The following is a 22,420-nucleotide window of genomic DNA, read 5'->3' on the forward strand; positions in this document are numbered from 1 at the left end:
AAAATTATTATTGAAAAACCAGCATATTTGAATTCAACATATAAGAAATTTGTATATACAGGATACATTTAATTGATTTCAACACAATTGATTTTAGTCCTATCATGATGCTGATGAACAATGAGAAATCCCTGATGGTAAAATGTTAACGCATAAGATTGCCATGCAAAGTAATTGTTAAAAGAGGTAAAAGAACACTACTTTCTTAGATGAACCGAAGTTTTAAAAGATTAATTGAAACATTGTTCTTCTTTTGATGTATAAATTAGAAAATTATAGGTAGAAACTTCCTTCAAAAAGTACCTATTTCTTTTTTTTTGGAGTCTCCTTATGAGCAAATATAGAATAAAATTTAAAGCAATAAACCCCCAAATCGTACCCTCCCTAGCTGAAGTAATTAATGAATTGGAACAACAGGAACAATTAGAATTGGAACAAACCGAACTCGAAAATTTAGAACAATTCGAGCACATTGAACAATTAGCACAATTAAGTAACAATCAAAACAGCATATTTTATAGGTTAAATCCTGCTCAAACACATAAATCAGATTATCATGCACTTATGACATTACTGTTAAGCATGCTTTACTTTACGTTAGCCTTATGTAATGAAGACTATACCGGTGCTATGACCGGATTACTCATGGCATTTACCGCTTTCTTATTCAAAATAATTACCTGCTTCATAGATGATGCCATAGAAAATAATAACAGAGGTTATATCTACCAATCTCATTATAGAAATGGATGATGATACCTCGAGCAGCAAAGCAATTGGAGAAGTGTCTGGTATCAAGGCAAGTCTTAAAACATGATTAATGTAATGGCCAAATCCAGAGTAAAGTAGGGATTGCTACGATTCCAATTATTATTTCAAGAATGAGTCCTAATCGAGCATAATCGAAAAAGTGATAGCCGCCTGGCCCCATAACCATTGTATTATTTTGATGGGCAATGGGCGTGAGAAAGGAGCAAGATGCGCCAATTGCAACAGCCATTAAAAAAGTATCAATATTTACATGAGTAGATCGCGCAATATTTACAGCAATAGGAGCCATCACTACGGCAGTCGCAGCATTATTCATGAGATCGGTCAAAGTCATGGTTACGACTAAAACTGCAATCAGCGCAACCATAGGGGTACTGTACGGTGAATAGAACGAGAATCAAAGCGATTTTGTGGATGCTGGAAAGTAAAATAGTCAAAAAATGATAGCCATAGATAAATATAAGGCCGAATCATAAGATGTTATGTGTCAGTTTTTTTAGTTTTTTTACTCTTTTTATTGTGAATAACATTTTTTTTTGATTCACCATAAACGCCTAAAGAAGTTTCTTTTAATTCTTCATTAGATTTTTCAATACCTTTTTGGAAAGGATGCTTTTTCATAATTCATTCCACATAACAAATGTTCTAAATTTCCAGGCCTATTTGAAGAATAGTATACGGATAAAATAATATCAAAATGCTTTATTTTTATTAATTTTTGATTCATTTCAATTTATTTTCAATAAAATCATTAGCCATTTGGTGTATAATAATAATACATGCAGGGCAAATAGGTGACCGCGATGAAATACCAAGAGCTTAAACAATGGTTAGATGAACTTAGAGTTTTAAATAAAGACCATAGCAAATTGAAGGACCTATTGAAGCGTTTCAATAAAGATTTAGAAAGCCCTAATCCCGTTAATTTTCATAGTAAAGTACAGTCTGTTTTAGGTTCAATTGCTTCCTTAGAAAACGTAAACTATGGGACGCTGCGTACTGCACAGGACTTGCGAGACAACGAATTTAATGGTTCTAAAATATACGAATTTCAAGGCTCGCTCCAGGAGCCTATGATAGTTGCTCAAAAAAGGGAACAAAATAAGTTGGAGAAACAACAACAAGAAGCCGAAGAGCAAGAAAAACAGAACTTTGCAAACCAAATTAAAACAACGACTAGTGAATTATTTGAGCATTTAAATGATAAACTGGCAGATGAAGGATTTATCTTTACTGAACAAGGCCTTGCATCTCTCCATAAAAATGATGAAAGAACTCCAAAACAGCAAAAATTAATAAACCGACATTTTGCCATGCATCAATTGCATGAAAGAATCAAAGACAAAACTACCTTAGACGATGGGGATATAAAAGCAGCAGAACGCGCACTAAAAACGTGCCTAAATAATAAACCAGAATGGTCTGAAAGGCCATTTTTACAAAAACTGGTTGATGTTTTAAGTGTCGGTATGACAGCGCTTTATCGTGCATTTAATTCAAAAGAGACAGAATTAGAAGAAAAATTAAGCAACTCATTAAAACCAGGTCAAGGCTAGCAAATAAATATAGGGTCAAAATCTTATATTCTGCTGCTGAAAGAATCCTGGCTGCAAATAGCCAGGATATGAAGTACATTGTGTCTGCCACAATTAAATGTGTCAGCTCATGAGATATTGTCAAGTGTCAACTCATGAACACATAGTGGGTTTTTATTCAATTTATAATACTTATGAAGAAAGAGATTAGGACAATCGATGCGCTGTATTGAGCACGTGATTCCCTACATCGACTAAATTTGCCACACTGGGAATAGTGGAATTGCCAGAAAAAAATCCGAAGGCAGCTTGCGATGCACGCCCAATATTTGCTGCGATCGCAATTTCAGACCATTGGTTCGGGATGACTGCTTCTGCCGCATGAATCAGGATATCAGGAACATATTCAAAAAATGCAGCTTCCGGATTAGTTAAATATTGATAACTGACGAGTAGTGCAATACTTGCATTATATCCTCTATATGCAGTACCCCAATTCAAAAAATTAGACCAGCTAAAATGGTTCGTCTGAGTTTCTTTCTTGCTAAATGACATCACATCTCCTTTGTTTTATTAAAAGCATAAAAAAATATTGGCAAAAGTTTTTAACATAAATAGAAATTAAATGACATCATTAAACAGTTTTCTGTCTACTCTTTTTACCAATAGATTTTCATTCTATTTTGCTGGTCTATGTTTGATCGGGATATGGGATTTGTTCAATACATTTACCTTATGTGAATCATTGTCGATTCAAGTCAAAGTTTGCCAAAAGCGTGGACTTAGTGAAACAAAGCACAGATCACCCCGGAGAGAAAAATATTTGGTTGTCTACCGCTCAAATCCCATAATTTAATTTCTTAATCGATCACGATTCACTTTGTCTCTTGCATCAAGCCATAACCGAAAACGATACAGCGTCCTGTTTCCAAACAATGTGCGGATTGAAATGAACATGATAAAGCCTTTTAAAAAGTGGAATTTTGATCCTTTCCTAATCAAAAAATCACATTCTTCTCCTTTTGTAGGGATAAATAACCGTTTATTAAAAATTAATTTAGGAAACGCGAGTAAGAAATAATTGTTAATGCTTTTTCCATGGGTTCCAAATATTAAAGGCCCTCGGGGAGAACGGAGAAGATCTACGTACAACACAAGAAAAAAATAAAATACCCAAAACTTTTTTCGATGCTTCTCTTCTATCCATAAGCAGGTGATTTCATGCGGCGGCTTTTTTTTAAAACTGTGTTTCGAGCTAAGTTCTTCTAAGGTAGAAGGAGGTAAAGGTAGAAAGGTACGATAATCAGGACCTGAACAAATACAATATCCTGCAGCTATATTGTCTTCAGAATCCGTGTAAAAAATACGAACCTTAGAATTTTTAAAATATTCTAAATCAACCTGATTGTGAGCCAGCGAGGCATATTTGTCTCTAAAAACTTCAAGCATGGCAGTATCATTCTTTTCAATAATCTTCGTCTTAATCATAAACAGCGCCGGTGGATGAGGTATATTCATTATAGCTTATTATGATATATTTCAATTCAGTTTGATTATTTATGTACCATTTTAATTGAATTGATTTTCTTATTTAAACCATTTCGATTTCAGAATCTGACCGATCAAATCATGTTTTGCGTTGATAAGGCTCTACACTTGCTGGAGTTTCAATTTAATTCCTTATCTAAATGTTTTGATGGTATAATAGCCAATATGAGTAAGTTTTGCCATTTATAGATTTGGAATAGTATTATGTTTTTTATTAGTTATAAAAATTTTAAAAATTTAAAAATAAAAGAAAATTTTGAGTTAGATCCCATCCTTGATAAGGAATTAATTGAAGAATTACTTAGAATAAGATCTGTAAATCCAGAACGTTTTGATATGTTGATAAAATCAAAAAGAACTTTTGTATTCAGTGATCTGAACGAGTTAAAAAAAGATGCAGAATACTTTTCAATATTTAAGTCTTATGAGGATAATTTAAAAAATACCAACTACCTTAACACACAGTTTCATCTTAATCTTGCGAAAGCCTGGCCTTCAATTAAGGACGTTTTAACGCAACTGGAAATTAGAAAAATGGCATTGTCCTCCATAGGCCAAGATCCTCTCCAGCGTGAAATAATTATCAAACTGGTTAATAGTGAGCGACGATTTAAATCACTGGAAAGCTTTAATTATGAAGTTGCATTTAGGTTCAATGCAGTCAAACTTATGAATAATGAGAAATTTCATACACTGAATGGCTATTATCAATATCCAACAGCTGAAGCGAATTATCTACAACTCAATAAAAATTATTGGACTCAAGAAAAAAACAAATTAGGACTTTTTACCGTAAAGGAAGGAGTATTACCCTCTGAAGCAATAGAGTCCATTTTTGATGATACAACAAAAATAGTTCTTGAATGCCATAGCATGATGATGTGTATTCAATATAAAGCATTATTAGATAGTATCGGCGCAACCAATTTTAATCTACTTTTTAAAAACCATCCTCTTATCATTGCAGATGGCTTTTTAATTGAGGATCATAAACAGGAGATGTTAGAAATCTTTTCTCTTTCTCATTGCAAAAAGGAAGATTATATCCCGGGGGATTGGTTGTATCTTTCTAATTTTCCAGAATACAGCCATGCAACCTTATTTGATTACTCGAAAGATGGCAATGGCCTTCACTCGATGTTTATGGGTAATGAGCAATATCGGGGGTTTGGTTCTCCTTTAATGACAGAAAAGGAAGCTGAACTTCATTTTTTGGAAATTTATAATGAAGATTTTTGCGCCTTTCCAATTAAATTAACAATTGAAAATATCGATATGAGTACAATGGGGTTGGATTGTGAAGAAGAAGAACTCCAAAAAGGTCAAAAAGTAATCATAAATGGACATATAAACTGCCCGATAGAAGAATGGCAATATGTCGAGTGTATTTATCATGGAGATGGGCGGTTCGAATGTAGTAAATTAGATATGAAAGACGCCACGGAAGAAGAAATTATATTAGCTTTATTAGAAAAGTATAATTCCTTACTTCCTCAAATGAAAACTGAGAAGGATTTAAAAGATCTTAGGATGTTTCGAGGAGGGGACAAAGTGAGAACGATTAACTTTTCCAGCGAACGATTTAACTTTCTCTTTGAACCAGTTTTAAGCTTTAAATTTTTCGATAAAAACAAATCCGTCGGGACAGACCCAAGCCAGATGAAAAAACTGAGTGATCCTCCTTTTATTTAATATCCAGGTCTTGCTTAAATGATATAAGTTATGTGTATCATTCATATTAATCACGAAGACATTAATACACTACAAGATCGCGTCAACTCCGACTCGCAGCTCTTTCCCGAAAGACTCCCTAGTAAACCCAGGGGGTCAGGCCTTGAATTATGAATTATCTATTTAAATTACTGGACTAATAGTTAATTAAGGTAAATTATTATAAATTAAAGTAAACTTATAAAACATGAGAACATGATAAAGACGAAATCATCCATAGAGTTAAAAATATTAGTTGGTATTGCATTTCTGTATATCATTGCATTCTCTCAACATATTTTGTTTCCTCTCCTGTTGTCTTTTCTCTTATATTTGTTACTCAGTCCATTTTTGGATTTGCTTATTGATATTAAAATTCCGAGGGTCATTGCTTCTACATTTATCTTAAGCGGCATACTGGGCATTATTGCCATATTTATTATTTTTATCATCCCACCCGCTTCAAACTGGATCGCAAATGCACCGGATAATTTTAAAATCATTGAAGGTAAATTTAGAACAGTAAAGACCTCTTTAGGGAAAATTAACCAAGCAGCTGAAAGTGCTCAATCCATAACAAACATTGATAAAAAAAAGAACGTGATTGTAACACCTAACGTCAGCCTTGCCCCTTCTCTATTCAACCTTACCACGGATATCCTTCTTTCTATTGGTACAGTGGTCATTTTGCTTTTCTTTTATTTAATGTATTTTAAGTCCTTCATCCAAAAATTAGAATTAATTATTTACAATCGGAAAAAATTACCAGCTCCTGAAAATCCATATATTCTTACTCTAAAAAATGAAGTATCTAAATATTTATTCACTTTTTCATTAATATGCCTTTTCTTTGGATTAGTCATGATGATCATTTTTTGGTTGCTTGATCTGCCTAATGCTCCGCTTTGGGGCGCTATGGTGACACTCCTCACATTTATCCCTTATTTAGGACATTTATTTGGCATTATTATCATTTTATTTGTTTCTTTAATCACATTTGATTCATACCTGGAAATTTTTGCACCGCCTATCTTATACTTTTTAATTGCTGTTATAGAGGGACAGCTCATCACGCCAATATTTTTAGGAAGGCGCCTAAAATTAAATCCATTTCTAATTTTTCTAACGATTCTCATTTGGAGCTGGCTATGGGGCGTACCAGGTGGGATTATTTCTGTTCCACTTCTTGTTACGCTTAAAATAACATTGGAATATATTCCTTCATTAGCAAAATATTCTACTTTGCTTGAGAAATAAGGGGTGACAATATAAAAGCGGGCAATTTAGTTTAAAAGAAATTGGGGATTATTTTTTTGTCTTATTCTACTTTAAGGACAAATAGAAAAAATAAGACCTTAGATTAGTAAACTCAAAATTCAAGACCTGCCCCTAGAAGTAAAAATTAGCCTCAGCTTTTACTGCTCCATAAGTAACAGTAATCAGGCAAAATGATAATTTATTCCAACTCTGACACTTCCAATAGAAGCAGTAAGAGCCGTATTCGCATCAGTACTACCCCAAAGAATAGCTGGGGTTTCAGCGGCGTTGCGTTGTGCAAGTACAGCAGGGACGTTCAAGGTATTCAAACGATAGTAAGTGTAATCAATCTTTACACTCCAGGGCTTAAATAACCATTCAACTCCTGCACCAGCAGTCCAGCCGGGGAGGGTTTGACTTAAGTTATTTTGCATGGCTATCGGGGGGAAAACTGTTGGCCCCAATGATTCATTAACTGACCAAGCTGTATCCAACCCAATTTTACCATAAGCCAAACCTCCGGTGCCGTAGATTAAAAAATTTGGATGATAAAGATAGCCTAAACGAGCACTCACGGTACCTAGATAATGAATCTTCTGTTGAACTGCCAGAGAGCCTACGTAATACTCATCAAAATTCGTTAAATTAACGACTTTTTGCAAGGCATAGGTGCGATCTGAATCGACTAAACCATCGAAACCAACATTAAGACCCAGTAAAATTTTTTTGCTTTGTTGGTAGTTGTAGCCCGCTTGACCTCCGGCTAAAAATCCAGTGGAATCCAGGGAAAAATTATTAGTAGCCACTAGCACTAATGCATTTGCAATATTTCCAGCGCCCAAAGGAAATATTGGATTGATATAATTAACTGAACCGGTGGTGACAATTTTATTGGCTTGGGAACTCCAGTATCCGGCGTTACCCCCAAGATAAAAACCATTCCAATTGGTATCGGTGCTAACCCCTACCCTGCCAGAATATGTAATATTGCTGGCTACAGACAGAATTAAAGAAAGCACTATTTTTTTCATAACTTTTTTGTAACTCCATTTTTGATTAACCCATTAGGTATCAAGATATTATTAAAATTGTGCCAAAAATTGGGGAACGCTCATATGGGTACCTGGTAAATTATTATAGAAAACATCCCCCGGTCTAACCGGAGTCATATAAGACCAGTGGATCAAACCGCTGACACCATTTTGCCCACTATTCATTTGCATAATGAAAGAACATTGACCACTGCTTTTCACCTTCAAATCACCGATACCATTGACAAGGTCCGTTCTTGATGAGGTACCTGAATAAAAAGTGATGTAGACCTTTCCTTCGGTAGTCACAGAGCCTACTAGATATCTTTGAGATAAGAGGCTGTTATTGATAGCGGTATAAGATTGTCCAGTAAAATATCCTTGATTATAACTGGAAATGACCCAAACCGTTTGGTCACTCACCGGAGTAAAAATAGCATTATCATAGACGTAGGCAAGCAATGTTTGGGGAGGAACTACCCATGTTGAATTTTTAAAACAGTATTGGTAGGGATCAACAGAATTCAATGAGCCGTCTGATTCAACTGCAGAAGAGTTAGGTACTACTGGATTGCTAATTGCATGGCATACAGATAAAAAAATTGAGAGTATGATTGAAATAAAAAATTTATATCTCATTAATTATCCTCGAAATTTTATAGCACCCTGAGAGATTCTACTTACTTAAATTATGCCAATCAAACAATTTCTTTCTACATGAATACTCTAATCAAATTAACTTTGGAATCAATTGATTTTCGATTATCTATCTATTCTTTACAATCGTCAGAATGATAAACCCAGGGTTTCGTACCAGATGAAACACTTCATCGTCTTTTTGGTCTATGCTGGTGATTTTTAAGAGTCCAAAGTTTATAATCCCGACCCAGGTAAGCTTCCATTGGGTCTTCTCAATCCATGCATTGAGGCGTTAAAAGCTAGAAACCGATCTAAATTATCCAATAACGGCCAATCATGGTAATAAGGTGATTTTTTATTAAGATACTTCAAAGCACTACTGTCAGTTTGATTAAAAAGATCACCAGTTCCATAAGGATCAATAGGTTGAAGTGCTTCATTGTTGTCCCCATTAAGAAAGAGAGCACCAGTCTGATTCCCTCGAAGTATCATGGATAAAAAAGAACTAGTCCAAAACCAATTATAGATAGAATCCGCTAGAAGGGTTTTCTTAATTGAAATCATCCCTATTTGCACGTTAATTTCGTGTTCATATTTATTTCCCCAATTATAAAAATCAATTGTTTGAATATAATATGGAATAATTGATGAAATAAAAACAAGCATGGGAATGGGATTAAACAAAGTCCGTTTTATTTTTAATAAACTTCTCATTAATTTTAATAAATAAAATAATAGAGAATGATATATTGTACTTGCTCCTTTTGAGAACTTTAAAAAGCTTCTTCTATTTGCAAAATAATATAAAGCAGATAGGGCAAACAGAAAGCATATACCCAACCCGGAAAGGAATCTGAAGCTATAATTCATTTCAGGGAGGCACCAAAAATTGGTATTTACTATATGAGCAACAGCGATAAGTAAAGCTAATAAAAAATAAGGAGTTTTACTGTTTTTATTTAAAGAAATTACAAATAAAAATCCCATAAATAAAAAGAAAATAAAATGCGTGCTTATTGTCATCTTAAAAGCATCCCCTGCTGCCCCTGACGGATGCCCTGGACCAGGAATCAAAAGAGAGGAAATAGATATCACTGTGCTTAAGAAAAAAAATAAAGCGATAACAATCAAAATCTTTGAAAAAAATGTATTTCTTTCTGTTGTAAGAAACCTTAAAACACAAATTGTAAAAAGCAATGGACCTAAAAATATCATTGTTTCGTAAGTTACAATGATAAAAAAGGAAGAAAAAAGCAAAATCATTTGCTTCATTTTTCCCATATTGTCGTGCAGCAAAAGAGAAGTGATTAGAGCGGTCAAACCATAGGAGAAATTGTATTCACCTACAGCAAAAAATCCTGAGCTAAGATAAGAGATAGAAAAAGCAATAACAAACATCCAAAATAAATCAGTTCTTATTTGGATGATTAGTGCTGAAATCCATAAGCCAACTGGTATGGCGATTAAACCAAATCCATATATCTTAATTAAAAAATTTAAATCATTGACGCCAAATTTTAATGCGTAAACAACTGGAATTTGTGGTATGAGTTGAGAAAATATTCTTGCTTTATAAAAAATAAAAAAATTTTTTGTACTTAAAATATTGATTAGAAAAAAAGAACCATCAGCAAAAAGGCTTACTCCAGCATAAATTTCTAAAATAACAAGATTGAAAATTAAAAAAAGCACAAAAAATCTAGGCGTTATTTTAATGTAAGTTTGATAATCAAAAAGATTAGGCCTTAGATTTGTAATTTTAAATTTCAAGGTCTGAACCTTACAACCAATGTCAACAATCGAGCTCATTCCTTGCTTCATCATCAGCCTCATATCCTTTGTTTAATGACTAATATTTAATTAAGCTAAATTATTATAAATTAGAATGAATCCATAAAAAATGAAAACATGATAAATACAATCATCCATTGAATTACGGCTCAAAATAACATTGGAATATATTCTTCATTAGCAAAATATTCCCTTTACTTGAGAAATAGGGGGGTGACATCCCCTATTTAGATAAGAAATTAAAAGATCAGTCACCTTTAGATTTCATACTTTGAAGTTTCTTCTTCTTTAGGATTTTGTTTTTTCATGTTCTCAGGAATGGGTAAACCTTGCTTTTGTAAAAACGCCTGAGGATCTGCCCCTATATTGATTGTTGAGTGAGGATTAAAGTCAAATGAAACGTAGTGACCATTTTGATAAGTATACATACCAATAATATGTTCACCTTCAATCCCCCCTGGAACCAAGTATTCACTATCAGTTAATGCATGCTGGCTATCTTTATAAACACTTAAAGATTGGAATGCCCGCTCCGGCTTATACATGACATAAATATAACGCGCTTCTTTTGCTTTTACTTCTTCAGGAAATTTAAGTGTTCGCTCAATGTCATCGGTGGTAGAAACAAAAATAGTTGGTTTTCGATTGTCAATATATTCTTTATAATTATCAGAATGATTCACCCAGGGTTTCATACCCGTTTGAAATAAATCATCGCCTTTTTTCCATCCATGCTCTTTGCGGGATGCGGTAGCGGTGGTGCCCTCTCTAAAGACATGCAATGCTGCATCTTTTGAGGGATCTCCGGAGTGATGACGGCTGTCTGCACGAAATAAAAGTTGTTCGCCTGGTTCTATTTTTTTATGCCCCTCGTTTTTTTTTACCTTGGTAATTTGCGGATATTCATCATCAGTTAACTGGAAACAACCAACAATTTCAGAAGGTTCAACAGCACGTGGTATTAAACTTTGATTGGGAAAAGTATTTCTTGGAAAGTTATTTGTATTGATTATTGCCGATGAATAAATATCAATCATGTAAACATATTTAAAATCTTTCGCTTTTTTTAAATCCAGTTGATTTTGTGACAGGAGGTACATGCTGGTATTACCTCCTGCCGTTTTATCCAATGTTCCTTCAAATAAAGCCCGATCAAATCCACCAGCCGTAAATCCTTGATTAAATACTTGATCAGGCGGAACATTGCTATAAATATATGCTGTTGTTCTATTTGGGGAAGTCTTATGTGCTAATTGTGATTTTAACATCTGTTCCTGGTGCTCGGAGTGCACTACATCAAGCAATTCTCTTGGTGGGTTAAAGTGAACACTATTTCTTTCCTTAATTAATTTAAATAACTCATTCTGAACCTCATGGATTAAAGCATTTTGCTCATCCTCAGAAAGCTTGTCTAAATCTTTTAATGGAGCAAGCGCTTCATAAAACCGGGTTGTAATAGGATCTCGACTTAGACTGCTTAATATTTTGAGAGTACTTATTTTACTTGTTATTAAGTCTGGTTTTTTGTTTATCGCTGCATTTGCCTGACTTCCTATACCCATCAAAAATTTTAATTTGTATGTAGGATCCTGGCCAAAAGGATTTCTTTGGAGCTCTTCGAAGAGAACCTTCATATTGGAAACATTCTTGGGTAACTCTAGAGTACCTGGAATGATACCTTTCCAAAATGAGGGGGCTGAATTGGAGACTACCAAGGACTGAATCGCTTTAAATAACCGTTCCAATTTATTTAAATCAACCATAGGAAAAAAATTAATTAGAAAGAATAAGTTTAGTATAGGTTAATATTTCACCACTTGTAGCATATCTATGATCATTTTGTAATTACATTACTCGTCAAATTCTATTTTAGAAAATCATACCATTTACCTTGCATTTCCGATGCTGCGATATAGTTGGTTAGATACTGGTTTGATTTTCTTTTAGGTGTCCTGGTCTACATGATTCAGCAAAGCTTATGTTTACAACCCATCAATTCACAAGCTTTTGAAGATTTTGCAAATTTTCATTAAATAGAAAAAGAAGAGCCGTTTTCAAACTGACCATCCTCTAATTGAGAGTCATCATTTTCGGGCTTAATTACTGACATCATGAGTTCTAAATCATGGCGTGCGAAAGAGATTGCTTGCACCATGGAATCGGTCATGGTTCGATAAGAGCGCGTATTGAGCGTAATTGTTTCCGCTATTTTTTTACTGTTTCCCAGTGAGTCCCTATCTTCCCAGGATAAATTTAATTTCAACTCGATTGGAATGAGAGAATCAGAGTTTTCTTCATACTTTGGTATTGCAGTGATTTGAATGCAATCCAGGGAGTTGGCCTTGCCTTCAGTTAGTCTTTTTGCAACATATTTCTCAAAAATCTTCAGCATATTATAATTTGCGGCTGCGGTGGTGGGGATTAAGTTCTTCACTGAATGTTGGCCACCTAATAAAAGTCCCCAAATATGGCTCCAATGATACTCGCTACCATGTAGTTTAAGGATAGTGTCTACCCCATGGGCTGCGAAAAGTTTTTGGCAAGTAGTACCTGTCATTGATTTTTGAGGAATACGCCTGGTAGATCTGGTATTACTTTTAATGTCTTTCTGAAATACTTGAAATGTAATAGGCTTAGCTCGCTGTGCTGCTAAAGTTGGAATTTTATCTTTGATCTCTTGGGCAGTGACTTGTTTTATGGCCACCATCCCTTTCTTTCCTTCAGGTGAGATTGGGGTATAAAAAGTTAGCGGTCTCTTTAAACTGCCACCTTCTTTAGTATAAAAGGGCCTAACTTTACTTTGCCCTGGGGTTCTTTTGACCTCCACAAATTCTTTTGTGGGTGTTCCTGGAGTCAGAGAGGTCATTCTAAGGTTTAGGTCTTTAAAAGAATCCTTCAAGCCAGATGGTATATTCTCATCGTCAACGATGACTTGACGGGAGGGATCCGAAGCTTCTATTTCCCGCTTTCTTTTTTTAGAGTAAGAATTTTGTGACGCAAGTGTTTTTTCCTCTTGCCCAAGCTTCCTTTTACAACTCCTACCAGGATTTTTCTTTTGTAAGGTAGAACTTATAGACTCAAAATCTGTATTTAATACTTCACTTAATAGGTAAACTAAATGAGTAGCCGTTAATTTCTTCCTTCCCAAAGCTTCAAAACGGTGCAAAGCCTCTTTCCACTGTTCTTCATTCAATGCTTCATTATTCCAACGAAAAAATGCAAGCGCGGGAATTAATTTGAAACACTTTGACTTAAACAAAGATAAATTTGGGTTCTCAACTGTTTCATCGTTTCGTTTTGTATCTATTTTTACTCGAGTCATAATCTACTTCACAGGTTAATATTCGCTTAAGCAAGTAATTATCGGTAGGTCAGAGGACAAATAGAATAAAGGATGTGATTTAGTCTTTGATGACCTGCATTAAGTTCTTATATTTTACACTTTAATCACATTTTAATCAAATAATACTGTCCATCGATATAAAAAAGAACTGCTTTTAGAAAGAACTGCATCATGGGATGAAATTTTTCTTAATGGATCCCGCAAGATTCGACGTTATAGCCTACATATAAGTAGTTTGTATATCTATCATACAAATAATCAATTTTTTACCCACTAAAAAAGAGCTTACAATGGCTCCATTGTAAAATTAATTAGAACGTATCGATGAAAAGAAAATATGAAGAGAATCAAAACCTATTTGACATACTCCCTAATGAGCTCATAGCGGCGATTGGCCATCATGTAGATGAAAACAAGTCACGAATAGAAAGCAGCGACAATTTTGTCCTGGCTTGTTCTTTATTTTATAACGCATACCAACAAGAGCGATTAAAACAGAAACGATTAATTATTGACTTAGCCCAAGCTGTTGTTAAAGGGAATCAAGATCAGGCAGAAATGATTCTACAAAAAAATCCTGAATTACTTCTTGCTAGAATAACAATTGTCGATCAATCTGGACGGATTTTTAGAAACATCACCGTTTGGGAATACACTCTATGGTCGTTAGATGTTCGCTATATGGCATCCATGATGCTTCAGTGTTTGCCCCACAATAAGAAGGGGGAAGAGATACGACTGGCACTAGATAAGCAATTCGATGAGATTGAAACCCGAGGAGTGACTTACGAATTAAACGGAGAGATTCATCAAGAGAAACACTATGACTTTGCTATTATTAACGAGTTAACTGAGTATCTCAATAATTTTAATAGGCTAGAATGGGAAGAACGCGATAAAAGTTGGTGTTTGAAAGTTGGGCAGGCACAAAGACTTGTCCCTGCCCATGTGGCCCAACATTATTGTGACCCTGAGGAGCCGCTAAATCCAGCGCCAACATTTAAAAAAGAAAAATTTACTCGCTCACTTGAGTTCTATAATTGGAAGGATGAGGAGCGGAGAAATTGGTTTTCAGATTCAGGATTAGGGGTTACTTTTGCAATGAACCGATCATGGGGCGAAAAAACTCTCTCCTCAACCCGAGGCTATTTTTTTAGCTCATCCTTCGCTCGAGATGCCATGATAGATTTACAAAAAGCGAGAACAGAGGATTTAGCATTACTGAAACAGCAATTGCAAAAATCTCTGCAACAAAATGACGTGGCGCAAGAGTCAGTGCATGGAGTCACGCCTGAATTGTGATTCAGTAATCCAGGATACCAGGCATTGAGACGTGAAGTCTGCTCCTTGTCCCTAGTTATCTTGTACATCATTTGGAGCCATGACGCATTTCATCTTCATATAAATTTTTTCCTGCATTGTCAGGGAAAATGGGTTCAAGAAGTGTTGCTATTTCCTTAATTGTTTCAATACAGGCTTTTGACAAACTCTCTTTTTTTAAAGCGATAGTAAATCTATTGATAATTGGATCCCAAGATTTTTCATCCACTTGATGAGCAACCCTGTGATTGGGTAAAATATGAACATAATGCTCTGCTAGGGAAATAAACAGTAAAACAACCGGAGTCTCATGAGGCACCGCCTTAGTAATGGCCAGGATCTCCTCTGCACCCAGGTGAGATGCGCGATGGAATAGTAATTTTCTGGGTAAGAAATAGAGCAAAATACGGTTTAAACCTGGAATAAAAGGAACCAGAAACATAAACAACAGCTGAATTAAAAAAAATAAAGGAAATTTATTTAATCCTGTAGTTTCCCACAATATAAAATTGATTAAACTTCCAAAAACAAAACCATACAACATCATTTCGGCAATATAATGATCACTTCTGGGGACAACAACCGCCGCAATTTCTGCACAGGTACGTTGCTCTGCCAAACCAATTGCCTTGGTGATTTGCTCTGACTCCAAATTTGAAAAAATCTTTACCATGATCCTGATGAACCTCCGCCGCCAAAACTTCCGCCCCCTCCGCGAAACCCTCCACCTCCGCCCCTTCCTCCGAATCGATTTCCAGAACCAGCAAATATTAAAAAGGCTAGACTAGGATTGCGAATGAAAAAAATAATGATTAAAAGAAAAAAAAGCCATTCCAGCCAGCCGTATTTGGAGGATGTTTGAGTTTTGGCTTTAGTAATTGTTTTTCCACCTAAAACATCAAGAATACTCTGGGTTCCATCGACAATCCCTTTTTGATACTCCCCTTTCTTAAAAGAGGGAAGGATAACCGTTTGAATAATTTGATTGGCTAACAAATCGGTAATAACAGGTTCTAATCCATATCCTACTTCTATCCGTACTTTTCGTTCTTTTGGGGCAACAATAAGGATCACCCCATTATTCTTGCCTTTTTGTCCAATTTGCCAACGACGCCCGAGTTGATAACCATACTCCTCTATGTCATAGCCATTTAATGTAGGGAGGGTTAAAACGACCACTTGGTTCGTTGTGGTTTGTTCATATTTGTCTAGTTGAATTTCGAGATCCTGCTTGGCCTTAGGGGTTAGGAGTTGTGCATTGTCGACGACTCTGCCTGTTAGTGCTGGGAAATTTGGTGCAGCAGCGACTAAGCTGCTGCCTGAATAAAAGCAAAGGAAGAGTATGAATGCAATGAACAGACGCGCATTAAAACGCATCGGTTAAAAGCTCACCTGGGGTGCTTTTTCCGCACCTGTTTCTGCTGTAAATGAAGGTTTAATTTGGGCACCGTAAATTTTCGCCCAAATAATCCCAGGGAACGTCCTAATCAAGGTATTATACTCCTGGACTGTGTCGATATAATCTTTTCGCGCAATGGCAATTCGATTTTCTGTTCCTTCAAGCTGAGATTGCAGTGCTAGGAAATTTTGATTGGCTTTTAACTCAGGATATCGTTCTGCAACCACCATAAGTCTTGATAATGTTGATGACAGAGCGCCCTGCGCTTGTTCATATTTTTGCACAGCCACGGGATCGTTTAACATTTCCGGGGTAAGGGTGACTTTTGTTGCATTAGCGCGCGCATTAATCACATCGGTCAAAGTAGACTTTTCAAAATTAGCGTACCCTTTAACTGTGTTAACAAGATTAGGAATTAAATCCATACGTCTTTGATATTGGTTTTGTACTTGCATCCAGGATGCTTTAACTTTCTCATCCAATCTTGGAATTTTATTGATACCACTGCCAATAAAAATGACTAGAATAACGAGAATCCCTATAATGAACAAACCCGCTCGCCTCATAATTACCCCATTGATATATATATAAATTTTATTGTACGAATTTGATGGCATAAGTACAAGAGAGCATCGCGAGGCGCATGAAAAGGTATTTTACATATCCATCTCTGCCCTCACTCACAGGGTCAGGCCTTGAAATGTAAATCTGTTCCTTTATTTAAAGTGTTCATGGATATGATATGCCTACTGACTCAAGGATAATCACTATCATCTGTTCTAGAGACTCCTTTTGGAAATTTTAGTAAAGGAAAGACAGGGGGCTAGATTCGTAAATTCAAAATTCAAGGCCTGATCCCGTTGGGATGCTCAACAAAAAGTGAAACCAATCTACTTAATATTTATTTAATGTTATTTGTTTAAAATAGGCACAAATTTTTTAGCCAAACAATACCATGCCTTTTTATTATTCCGTTAGCCAATTTAACTCCCTGGATTTTTTGGATCTTCCTGATAAAGAATTATTAACTTTTATCCGATTAAATAATTTTAGTCCTAACGCAGACTGGGCAGAGGATAATCCGGTTCTGCATTATCTATTGGCTAATGAACTTTTTGATTATGTAGCCCGTTTGCTCACATTAATTCCCGAGCGTATCAATCCTAATCTTTGTGACGGGGCAGAGTTTGGTAAAAAATCGCTACTTATTCTGCTTACACTTTTGCCTTCAAACGATTCATTAATATTTAAATTTATGGAGCGTTACCAAAATCAATTATTGTTGGATTACCAGGATGAAAACGGAAAAACAGCATTGCACTATGCCATTATCCTCGGCCGTGCTGATATTGCTGAGCGTCTTATTACCCTTGGAGCATCAATTGAAGTATCTGATAATGAGGGCTTTTTACCTTTTGATTATCTCTATTGTCCTGGTGAGGTGATCAGTACGACTTTAAAAATGGTTGATATAGAGCCATTGCGTGATACAAATGCTGCAAGTAACCAATTTGAAGATCATGCCGATCGCCCAATGATGTTACAGGGTATGTATTTAATTCAGTGTAAAGAGACCCTCAAGAACCTAATTAAAGGCAATTTGGTTTTAGTCAAATATATTGAGGGCAAGTCACCCTATTGGGGAACCTTTATTGGTGATGATTGTCCGCTAACCTATGGTGAAATGCGAGAATTTGCCCAAAAGATTGCAAGCAATTATAAGTGTTCTTTATCCGAAGTTTTTGTGAATCAAAAATTAGGCAGCGACGAGCAGGTAGCATTTAGAACCAAGCTAAAAGAGTTAAGCAATGATTTTTCTGGACAATCTATTATTCAAAAATGTAGCCAAGGCCATGACAAAATTGCCAAGTTGTTACATAAACTTCGTAATGAAATGAAGCAAACGGTCACGTTAACTTAATGTAGCGCCAAGAGGGGCTGTGGCATTAATTCATTTACTGAATTAACTGGATACAAAGATCCAGGCTTTACTTGTAGATATTTTTAATAGGTTAATTATCCATCTGCAGATCCTGGGAAAACCTCTTTATATTAAGCAAACATTAAGCAAGTTGACTTATTTTAAATCAATGGTTAATATATCACCATAAAAACATGCAGGTGTTTTTTTTGAATCAATCTCGATTGGTCTTGTGCTCGACAATGTATTGGTGGTATCAGAGGGGAATATCATGCCAAGTAGTAGATGGCAGGAACAAAATTTAATTGATGAAGAAGCTTTAACCTTAAAAAAAATTTGTTTTGGCTTAAAGAATTATCTTCACGGTTGCCCAAAAGAATATGAAAATTTTTTTCAAGACTGTGCAAAAATTTCCTTATTTTTACAAGATACCGATGCGGTATTAAACCAGTTAAGAACTTTAAATACCTTATTAGTAGCCGAAGCCAATAAGCGAGGTGTACCGTTTAGTGATGATGACAATGTTGATGCTCTAAAGCATCATAAAGTATTACGCAGCGTACTCGAACATGAATTACACAAAATTGGTTTTGCCCCTAACCTGGGAAAAGCACTAGACGTACTTGAATTAAGTACTTTTAAGAAAATTTTTTCCAAAGGATTACTTTTAAAAGATCCTGGTGCAGGTTTAGAGCATGGTGAATTCACGCACCCTATTCAATGGTTGCTGATTGGGTTACAGCAAAAGGACACGCCCTTTTTAACCCTCCCTATCCTAAAAATATTTAATACCTTTGGGCATGGAGATAATTACTTACTTATTTGGAGTGTCGTTGTCGATCTGCTTAAAGAGGCCTGTTACGATGCCCGATCCCCGGAACGTTTGCATCGAATGATTCTAAATTCTGATGATCCTGATTTGGAATTATTAAAAATTCTATGCCACTCTAGAATCAAGAAAAGGGTAATGAATCTTCAATCTACTTTTTTCTCTGAGAAAAAACTTTATCCAAATAAGGAATATATACCCTCTGATGACAAAAATTTATTATATCCATTAAATAACTAGAAACAGTACCAGGCTAGTTGCAATCCTCATTCGTCGCAAAGGCCTAAACCCCTTGAGCTAAGCAGCTCCGGGGTTATTTTGTGATTTTGCCATATAGCAAACGCCACCAATTACAGTTAAAGCAGCAGCTACACCTGCACCAAACATACCGTATTTCAGTAGATTACTTTCAGAAACAGCACCCTCTGGTAGTGGTTTGTGGGCATTTGCATACTGAGGCTGAGTACACCATTGAGGCAAGTTGGCTCTAGAGCCTAGAAGTCCATCTCCTCCAGAAACATCACTGACGAAATAGGAATAGGAGTCCGCATTGTCCAGAGCAAATAGTGGATTTTGTTCGGTTTGGGCGGGAAAGGGCCTTGTTTTTGATGGTTCTTTTTTTAAAGCCTTGGTACTGTGATAATAACCTCGATCATTGACCCATGCATATCGATGAGCCGCTTCATGAATTAAAGTCTTCATCGCGAGATCAGGATTTGATTTGAGCAGTCGATAATCGAGATGGATAGCACCTTTGAACATGGTTAAAGATTCATCACGATGAACATATCCAATGACAGGACTGCTGGTATCCATTTGCCGTTTAAGTGACATATTACTGATATAAACTGCATTTGTTTTAGAGGGCATATGTAATGCATGGTAGGCCATCAAAAACTTCATTAAATTCCCTTTCGAGCCATTGGCCTCTGTTACAGACTGGAGGGTCGCAATTCCTGGAAATACTTCGGAGGCATCAATCTTTTTTTGCAGGATTTTATCCTGATAATAAAATAAGGACCAGGTTAAAGGCGCAGCGCTATTATCCGCCACCAGTACATAAGTTTTATCTTTTGCATTTTGTTGAATAAAACTTTCATCGGGTTCATCTCCATGCCCTTTATAGCTTATCTCTAAAGTGATATCTAATTGCCCCTCAAGTCCTTTTAATGTTTTGTGTAAATTATTCTTGATTCGATTGATGAAATGTACCGTCTCATTTATGGTATGCACAGGATTGCTTATCTCGAGGTAAAAATGTCTCTTTACCATCTTTAAAGCATGGAGTAATTCTGGGTCCACGTTATCATCTATTAGAAGCTGTTTTACATTCGTGGGCGTTCCTTTATCCTCTCTGGAATTAAGGTAATGCTCTAATTGGTTAAGCAAATCTACAGCTCTTTTCAAACGAAGAATGGATTCATTATAAATGCTGTTTAGAGTTTTGATTTCATGAGGTGTTAAGGGTTGAGTTTTTGCTTTTAATGACACTACCTGATGGTCTGATGTTAGGGAAACCTTGGTTTTTTGGGATTTCTCTGGATTTTTCGGCATTACATCACTCCTCACAAGAGCATTAAACGATCATTTTGTTGGATTATTGTACTCCTTTTATATTAAGGGAACATTAGTTCATGGGGCAAGGCGCATCGACTACATTATCTCTTGCGGTGGATTAATTGATTTGAAAGAAAATGGAACACCGCACTTATTGAGAGGTAGGAATAATACCCATTAAGTATTAAGCTAAACAGGGGTTCAAGGACATAGCTGTTTTTGAGGCTAAACAATCCATGCCTTAGCTTAAGATGATCTCTTAGGAATTGAAAATGAGACAGTTTGCTCTATAAATAGAGTAAAAAATACTTTTCTTGATTTACACGTCTTTTTCTTTAATATGATTAGAACTATTTAGATAAATCTATTACAAAGCATACGGGGTTTGCTCTTCATTATAGTGTGCTTCATATCAACGAAATTTTGGCAATCTTAATTGAAAAATAAAGCAATACTCATTTCAAGTATGGGTAACATTATAGAATGGTTTGATTTTGGGTTATTTATTTTTATGGCCCCCATCATTGGTGGAAAATTTTTTCCTCAAGAATCAGCAAACACTGCAACCATCCACGCTTTAATGGTATTTGCAATTGGCTTTCTTTGTCGTCCTATTGGCGGTATTTTTTTTGGTTATTTTGGGGATACTCGAGGCCGAGCAAAAACATTAAGAATTTCTATACTCATTATTACATTATCCACCTTCTTAATTGGGATTATTCCATCTTATCAAGAAATAGGTTTATTCGCTCCGACACTTTTTATTATACTTCGATTAATTCAAGGAATATCTATAGGTGGTGAATACAGCGGTATCATGATTTATTTGGCTGAGTCAGCGTCACAAAAACATCGGGGATTTATTACCAGTTTTGCAGCAAGCGGCTCAAATTTGGGATTTTTATGTGCCACATTGACATTAACATTACTTAATTTATTTTTTTCTGTAGAAACCATCAATACCTGGGCCTGGCGATTACCTTTTCTTGTAGCAGGTATATTCGGCTCATTCCTTACCTATTATCGTTTTCAATTATCCGAAACCAAGGTGTACTCCTATTTAAAAACAAATCATCTTATTGAAAATAGACCCTTTATGACAGCTATGCGATACGCCCCTTACCAGCTCATTAAAATTTTGGGACTTACTTGTATGAGTGCCACATTTTATTATTTTTTTGTTGGTTATATCTCCACCTATTTAGAACATTACATGGGTTTTCCCTTCAATACAGCGTTAACTTTTCAAACAATCATATTAATTACCATGTTATTTGTCGTTCCACTTGGAGGAGTTTTTGGAGATCATTTTAGTCGCAAAAAAATGATATTGTTCACCAGCTTAGCCATTCTATTATTCACTTTCCCTTGTTTTTATTTAATGCAGTATAAATCATTACTCATGACTTCTTTAGCTCTAGGTATAGCAACCCTTCTCAGCTCCTTAGATCAAGGCAATACCATGACAGCAATTGTTGAAAATTGTCCTGAAAATATACGTTACAGCGGGATAGCTTTTTCATACAATCTAGGAAATGCCTTATTTGGTGGAACTACCCCCCTGATTGTGACCTTACTTATAAACAATATTGGTCCTACAGCCCCCTCTTATTATCTTTTTTTCATGACCAGTATAGGTCTGATCACAGCAATAACATTGCTTCCAAATAATCAATCCAGGGAGGCCATTTCTCCCGTATGGGCACAGGATCATCAGATTTGTGCAAAACTAATAAGTAAGAGTAAAATCTAGAGAGATTTGGCTTTTG

At 35.6% G+C, this 22,420-nt stretch carries 21 protein-coding genes; 8 read left to right on the forward strand and 13 right to left on the reverse strand.

Annotated elements, in window-relative coordinates; all coding sequences use genetic code 11:
- The first annotated feature begins 330 nt into the window (after window positions 1–330).
- On the forward strand, window positions 331–753 hold the full coding sequence (locus BU07_RS0112165) for a hypothetical protein (protein ID WP_031566428.1): 423 nt from the start codon (window positions 331–333) through the stop codon (window positions 751–753).
- Between the two features lie 64 nt (window positions 754–817).
- Here BU07_RS0112165 and BU07_RS0112170 read toward each other — a convergent pair whose 3' ends face one another.
- Both BU07_RS0112170 and BU07_RS17465 read right to left on the reverse strand, forming a co-directional pair.
- The gene (locus BU07_RS0112170; RefSeq protein WP_031566430.1) at window positions 818–1,138 is read right to left on the reverse strand and encodes an SLC13 family permease; all 321 of its coding nucleotides are present in this window, start codon (window positions 1,136–1,138) and stop codon (window positions 818–820) included.
- A gap of 113 nt (window positions 1,139–1,251) precedes the next feature.
- Window positions 1,252–1,392: a hypothetical protein gene (locus BU07_RS17465; RefSeq protein WP_154659375.1), complete on the reverse strand. Its 141-nt coding sequence runs from the start codon at window positions 1,390–1,392 to the stop codon at window positions 1,252–1,254.
- 182 nt (window positions 1,393–1,574) lie between these two features.
- Here BU07_RS17465 and BU07_RS17035 point away from each other — a divergent pair, with 182 nt between their 5' ends.
- A complete protein-coding gene (locus tag BU07_RS17035; protein WP_051635571.1) occupies window positions 1,575–2,327 on the forward strand; it encodes a hypothetical protein in 753 nt (250 codons plus the stop codon).
- 186 nt (window positions 2,328–2,513) lie between these two features.
- Here BU07_RS17035 and BU07_RS0112185 read toward each other — a convergent pair whose 3' ends face one another.
- Both BU07_RS0112185 and BU07_RS0112190 read right to left on the reverse strand, forming a co-directional pair.
- Window positions 2,514–2,861 carry a hypothetical protein gene (locus BU07_RS0112185; protein WP_051635572.1) on the reverse strand — a complete coding sequence of 116 codons (348 nt, stop codon included), beginning with the start codon at window positions 2,859–2,861 and terminating at the stop codon, window positions 2,514–2,516.
- Between the two features lie 297 nt (window positions 2,862–3,158).
- A complete protein-coding gene (locus tag BU07_RS0112190; protein ID WP_031566435.1) occupies window positions 3,159–3,794 on the reverse strand; it encodes a hypothetical protein in 636 nt (211 codons plus the stop codon).
- Window positions 3,795–4,058: 264 nt separating this feature from the next.
- On the opposite strand from BU07_RS0112190, the gene BU07_RS0112195 reads away from it, so the two are divergent.
- Together BU07_RS0112195 and BU07_RS0112200 are read left to right on the forward strand one after the other, a co-directional pair.
- Complete coding sequence (locus BU07_RS0112195; protein ID WP_051635573.1) at window positions 4,059–5,546, forward strand: hypothetical protein; 1,488 nt, start codon at window positions 4,059–4,061, stop codon at window positions 5,544–5,546.
- 234 nt (window positions 5,547–5,780) lie between these two features.
- On the forward strand, window positions 5,781–6,821 hold the full coding sequence (locus tag BU07_RS0112200) for an AI-2E family transporter (RefSeq protein WP_031566439.1): 1,041 nt from the start codon (window positions 5,781–5,783) through the stop codon (window positions 6,819–6,821).
- A 182-nt stretch (window positions 6,822–7,003) separates the two neighbouring features.
- On the opposite strand, the gene BU07_RS0112205 is transcribed toward BU07_RS0112200, so the two are convergent.
- The 5 genes from BU07_RS0112205 to BU07_RS0112225 all read right to left on the reverse strand — a co-directional run bounded on the left by BU07_RS0112205 (window position 7,004) and on the right by BU07_RS0112225 (window position 13,604).
- Window positions 7,004–7,852, reverse strand: a complete 849-nt coding sequence (locus BU07_RS0112205; protein ID WP_031566441.1) for an outer membrane protein — start codon at window positions 7,850–7,852, stop codon at window positions 7,004–7,006.
- A gap of 51 nt (window positions 7,853–7,903) precedes the next feature.
- Window positions 7,904–8,491 carry a hypothetical protein gene (locus BU07_RS0112210; protein ID WP_031566443.1) on the reverse strand — a complete coding sequence of 196 codons (588 nt, stop codon included), beginning with the start codon at window positions 8,489–8,491 and terminating at the stop codon, window positions 7,904–7,906.
- Between the two features lie 234 nt (window positions 8,492–8,725).
- Entirely contained in the window at window positions 8,726–10,315 is a 1,590-nt protein-coding gene (locus BU07_RS0112215) for a hypothetical protein (RefSeq protein WP_031566444.1), read from the reverse strand.
- Window positions 10,316–10,539: 224 nt separating this feature from the next.
- On the reverse strand, window positions 10,540–12,045 hold the full coding sequence (locus BU07_RS0112220) for a scabin-related ADP-ribosyltransferase (protein ID WP_031566446.1): 1,506 nt from the start codon (window positions 12,043–12,045) through the stop codon (window positions 10,540–10,542).
- A gap of 266 nt (window positions 12,046–12,311) precedes the next feature.
- Entirely contained in the window at window positions 12,312–13,604 is a 1,293-nt protein-coding gene (locus BU07_RS0112225; protein ID WP_031566448.1) for a DNA/RNA non-specific endonuclease, read from the reverse strand.
- A gap of 345 nt (window positions 13,605–13,949) precedes the next feature.
- Between BU07_RS0112225 and BU07_RS0112230 the strand changes: the two genes are divergently transcribed.
- Window positions 13,950–14,927, forward strand: a complete 978-nt coding sequence (locus BU07_RS0112230; RefSeq protein ID WP_031566450.1) for a hypothetical protein — start codon at window positions 13,950–13,952, stop codon at window positions 14,925–14,927.
- A gap of 67 nt (window positions 14,928–14,994) precedes the next feature.
- On the opposite strand, the gene BU07_RS0112235 is transcribed toward BU07_RS0112230, so the two are convergent.
- From BU07_RS0112235 to BU07_RS0112245, 3 genes are read right to left on the reverse strand one after another with little or no spacing between them, the layout of a single operon-like run.
- Entirely contained in the window at window positions 14,995–15,618 is a 624-nt protein-coding gene (locus BU07_RS0112235; RefSeq protein ID WP_031566452.1) for a hypothetical protein, read from the reverse strand.
- Window positions 15,612–16,322 (reverse strand): TPM domain-containing protein, encoded by a 711-nt coding sequence (locus BU07_RS0112240; protein ID WP_031566454.1) that lies wholly within the window; start codon window positions 16,320–16,322, stop codon window positions 15,612–15,614. Before BU07_RS0112240 ends, BU07_RS0112235 begins: the two co-directional genes overlap by 7 nt.
- Before the next feature lie 3 nt (window positions 16,323–16,325).
- Entirely contained in the window at window positions 16,326–16,910 is a 585-nt protein-coding gene (locus BU07_RS0112245) for a LemA family protein (protein WP_031566456.1), read from the reverse strand.
- Window positions 16,911–17,299: 389 nt separating this feature from the next.
- Here BU07_RS0112245 and BU07_RS0112250 point away from each other — a divergent pair, with 389 nt between their 5' ends.
- Together BU07_RS0112250 and BU07_RS0112255 are read left to right on the forward strand one after the other, a co-directional pair.
- On the forward strand, window positions 17,300–18,265 hold the full coding sequence (locus BU07_RS0112250) for an ankyrin repeat domain-containing protein (RefSeq protein ID WP_031566457.1): 966 nt from the start codon (window positions 17,300–17,302) through the stop codon (window positions 18,263–18,265).
- Window positions 18,266–18,536: 271 nt separating this feature from the next.
- Window positions 18,537–19,334 (forward strand): LirA/MavJ family T4SS effector, encoded by a 798-nt coding sequence (locus tag BU07_RS0112255; protein WP_031566459.1) that lies wholly within the window; start codon window positions 18,537–18,539, stop codon window positions 19,332–19,334.
- A gap of 57 nt (window positions 19,335–19,391) precedes the next feature.
- On the opposite strand, the gene BU07_RS0112260 is transcribed toward BU07_RS0112255, so the two are convergent.
- On the reverse strand, window positions 19,392–20,648 hold the full coding sequence (locus tag BU07_RS0112260; protein WP_031566462.1) for a M35 family metalloendopeptidase: 1,257 nt from the start codon (window positions 20,646–20,648) through the stop codon (window positions 19,392–19,394).
- A 439-nt stretch (window positions 20,649–21,087) separates the two neighbouring features.
- On the opposite strand from BU07_RS0112260, the gene BU07_RS0112265 reads away from it, so the two are divergent.
- Window positions 21,088–22,404, forward strand: coding sequence for an MFS transporter (locus tag BU07_RS0112265; RefSeq protein ID WP_115262312.1), 1,317 nt, complete (start codon window positions 21,088–21,090; stop codon window positions 22,402–22,404).
- Window positions 22,405–22,420: the final 16 nt, after the last annotated feature.

The sequence above is a fragment of the Legionella wadsworthii DSM 21896 = ATCC 33877 genome, from assembly GCF_000701265.1.
GTDB classification, from domain to species: domain Bacteria; phylum Pseudomonadota; class Gammaproteobacteria; order Legionellales; family Legionellaceae; genus Legionella; species Legionella wadsworthii.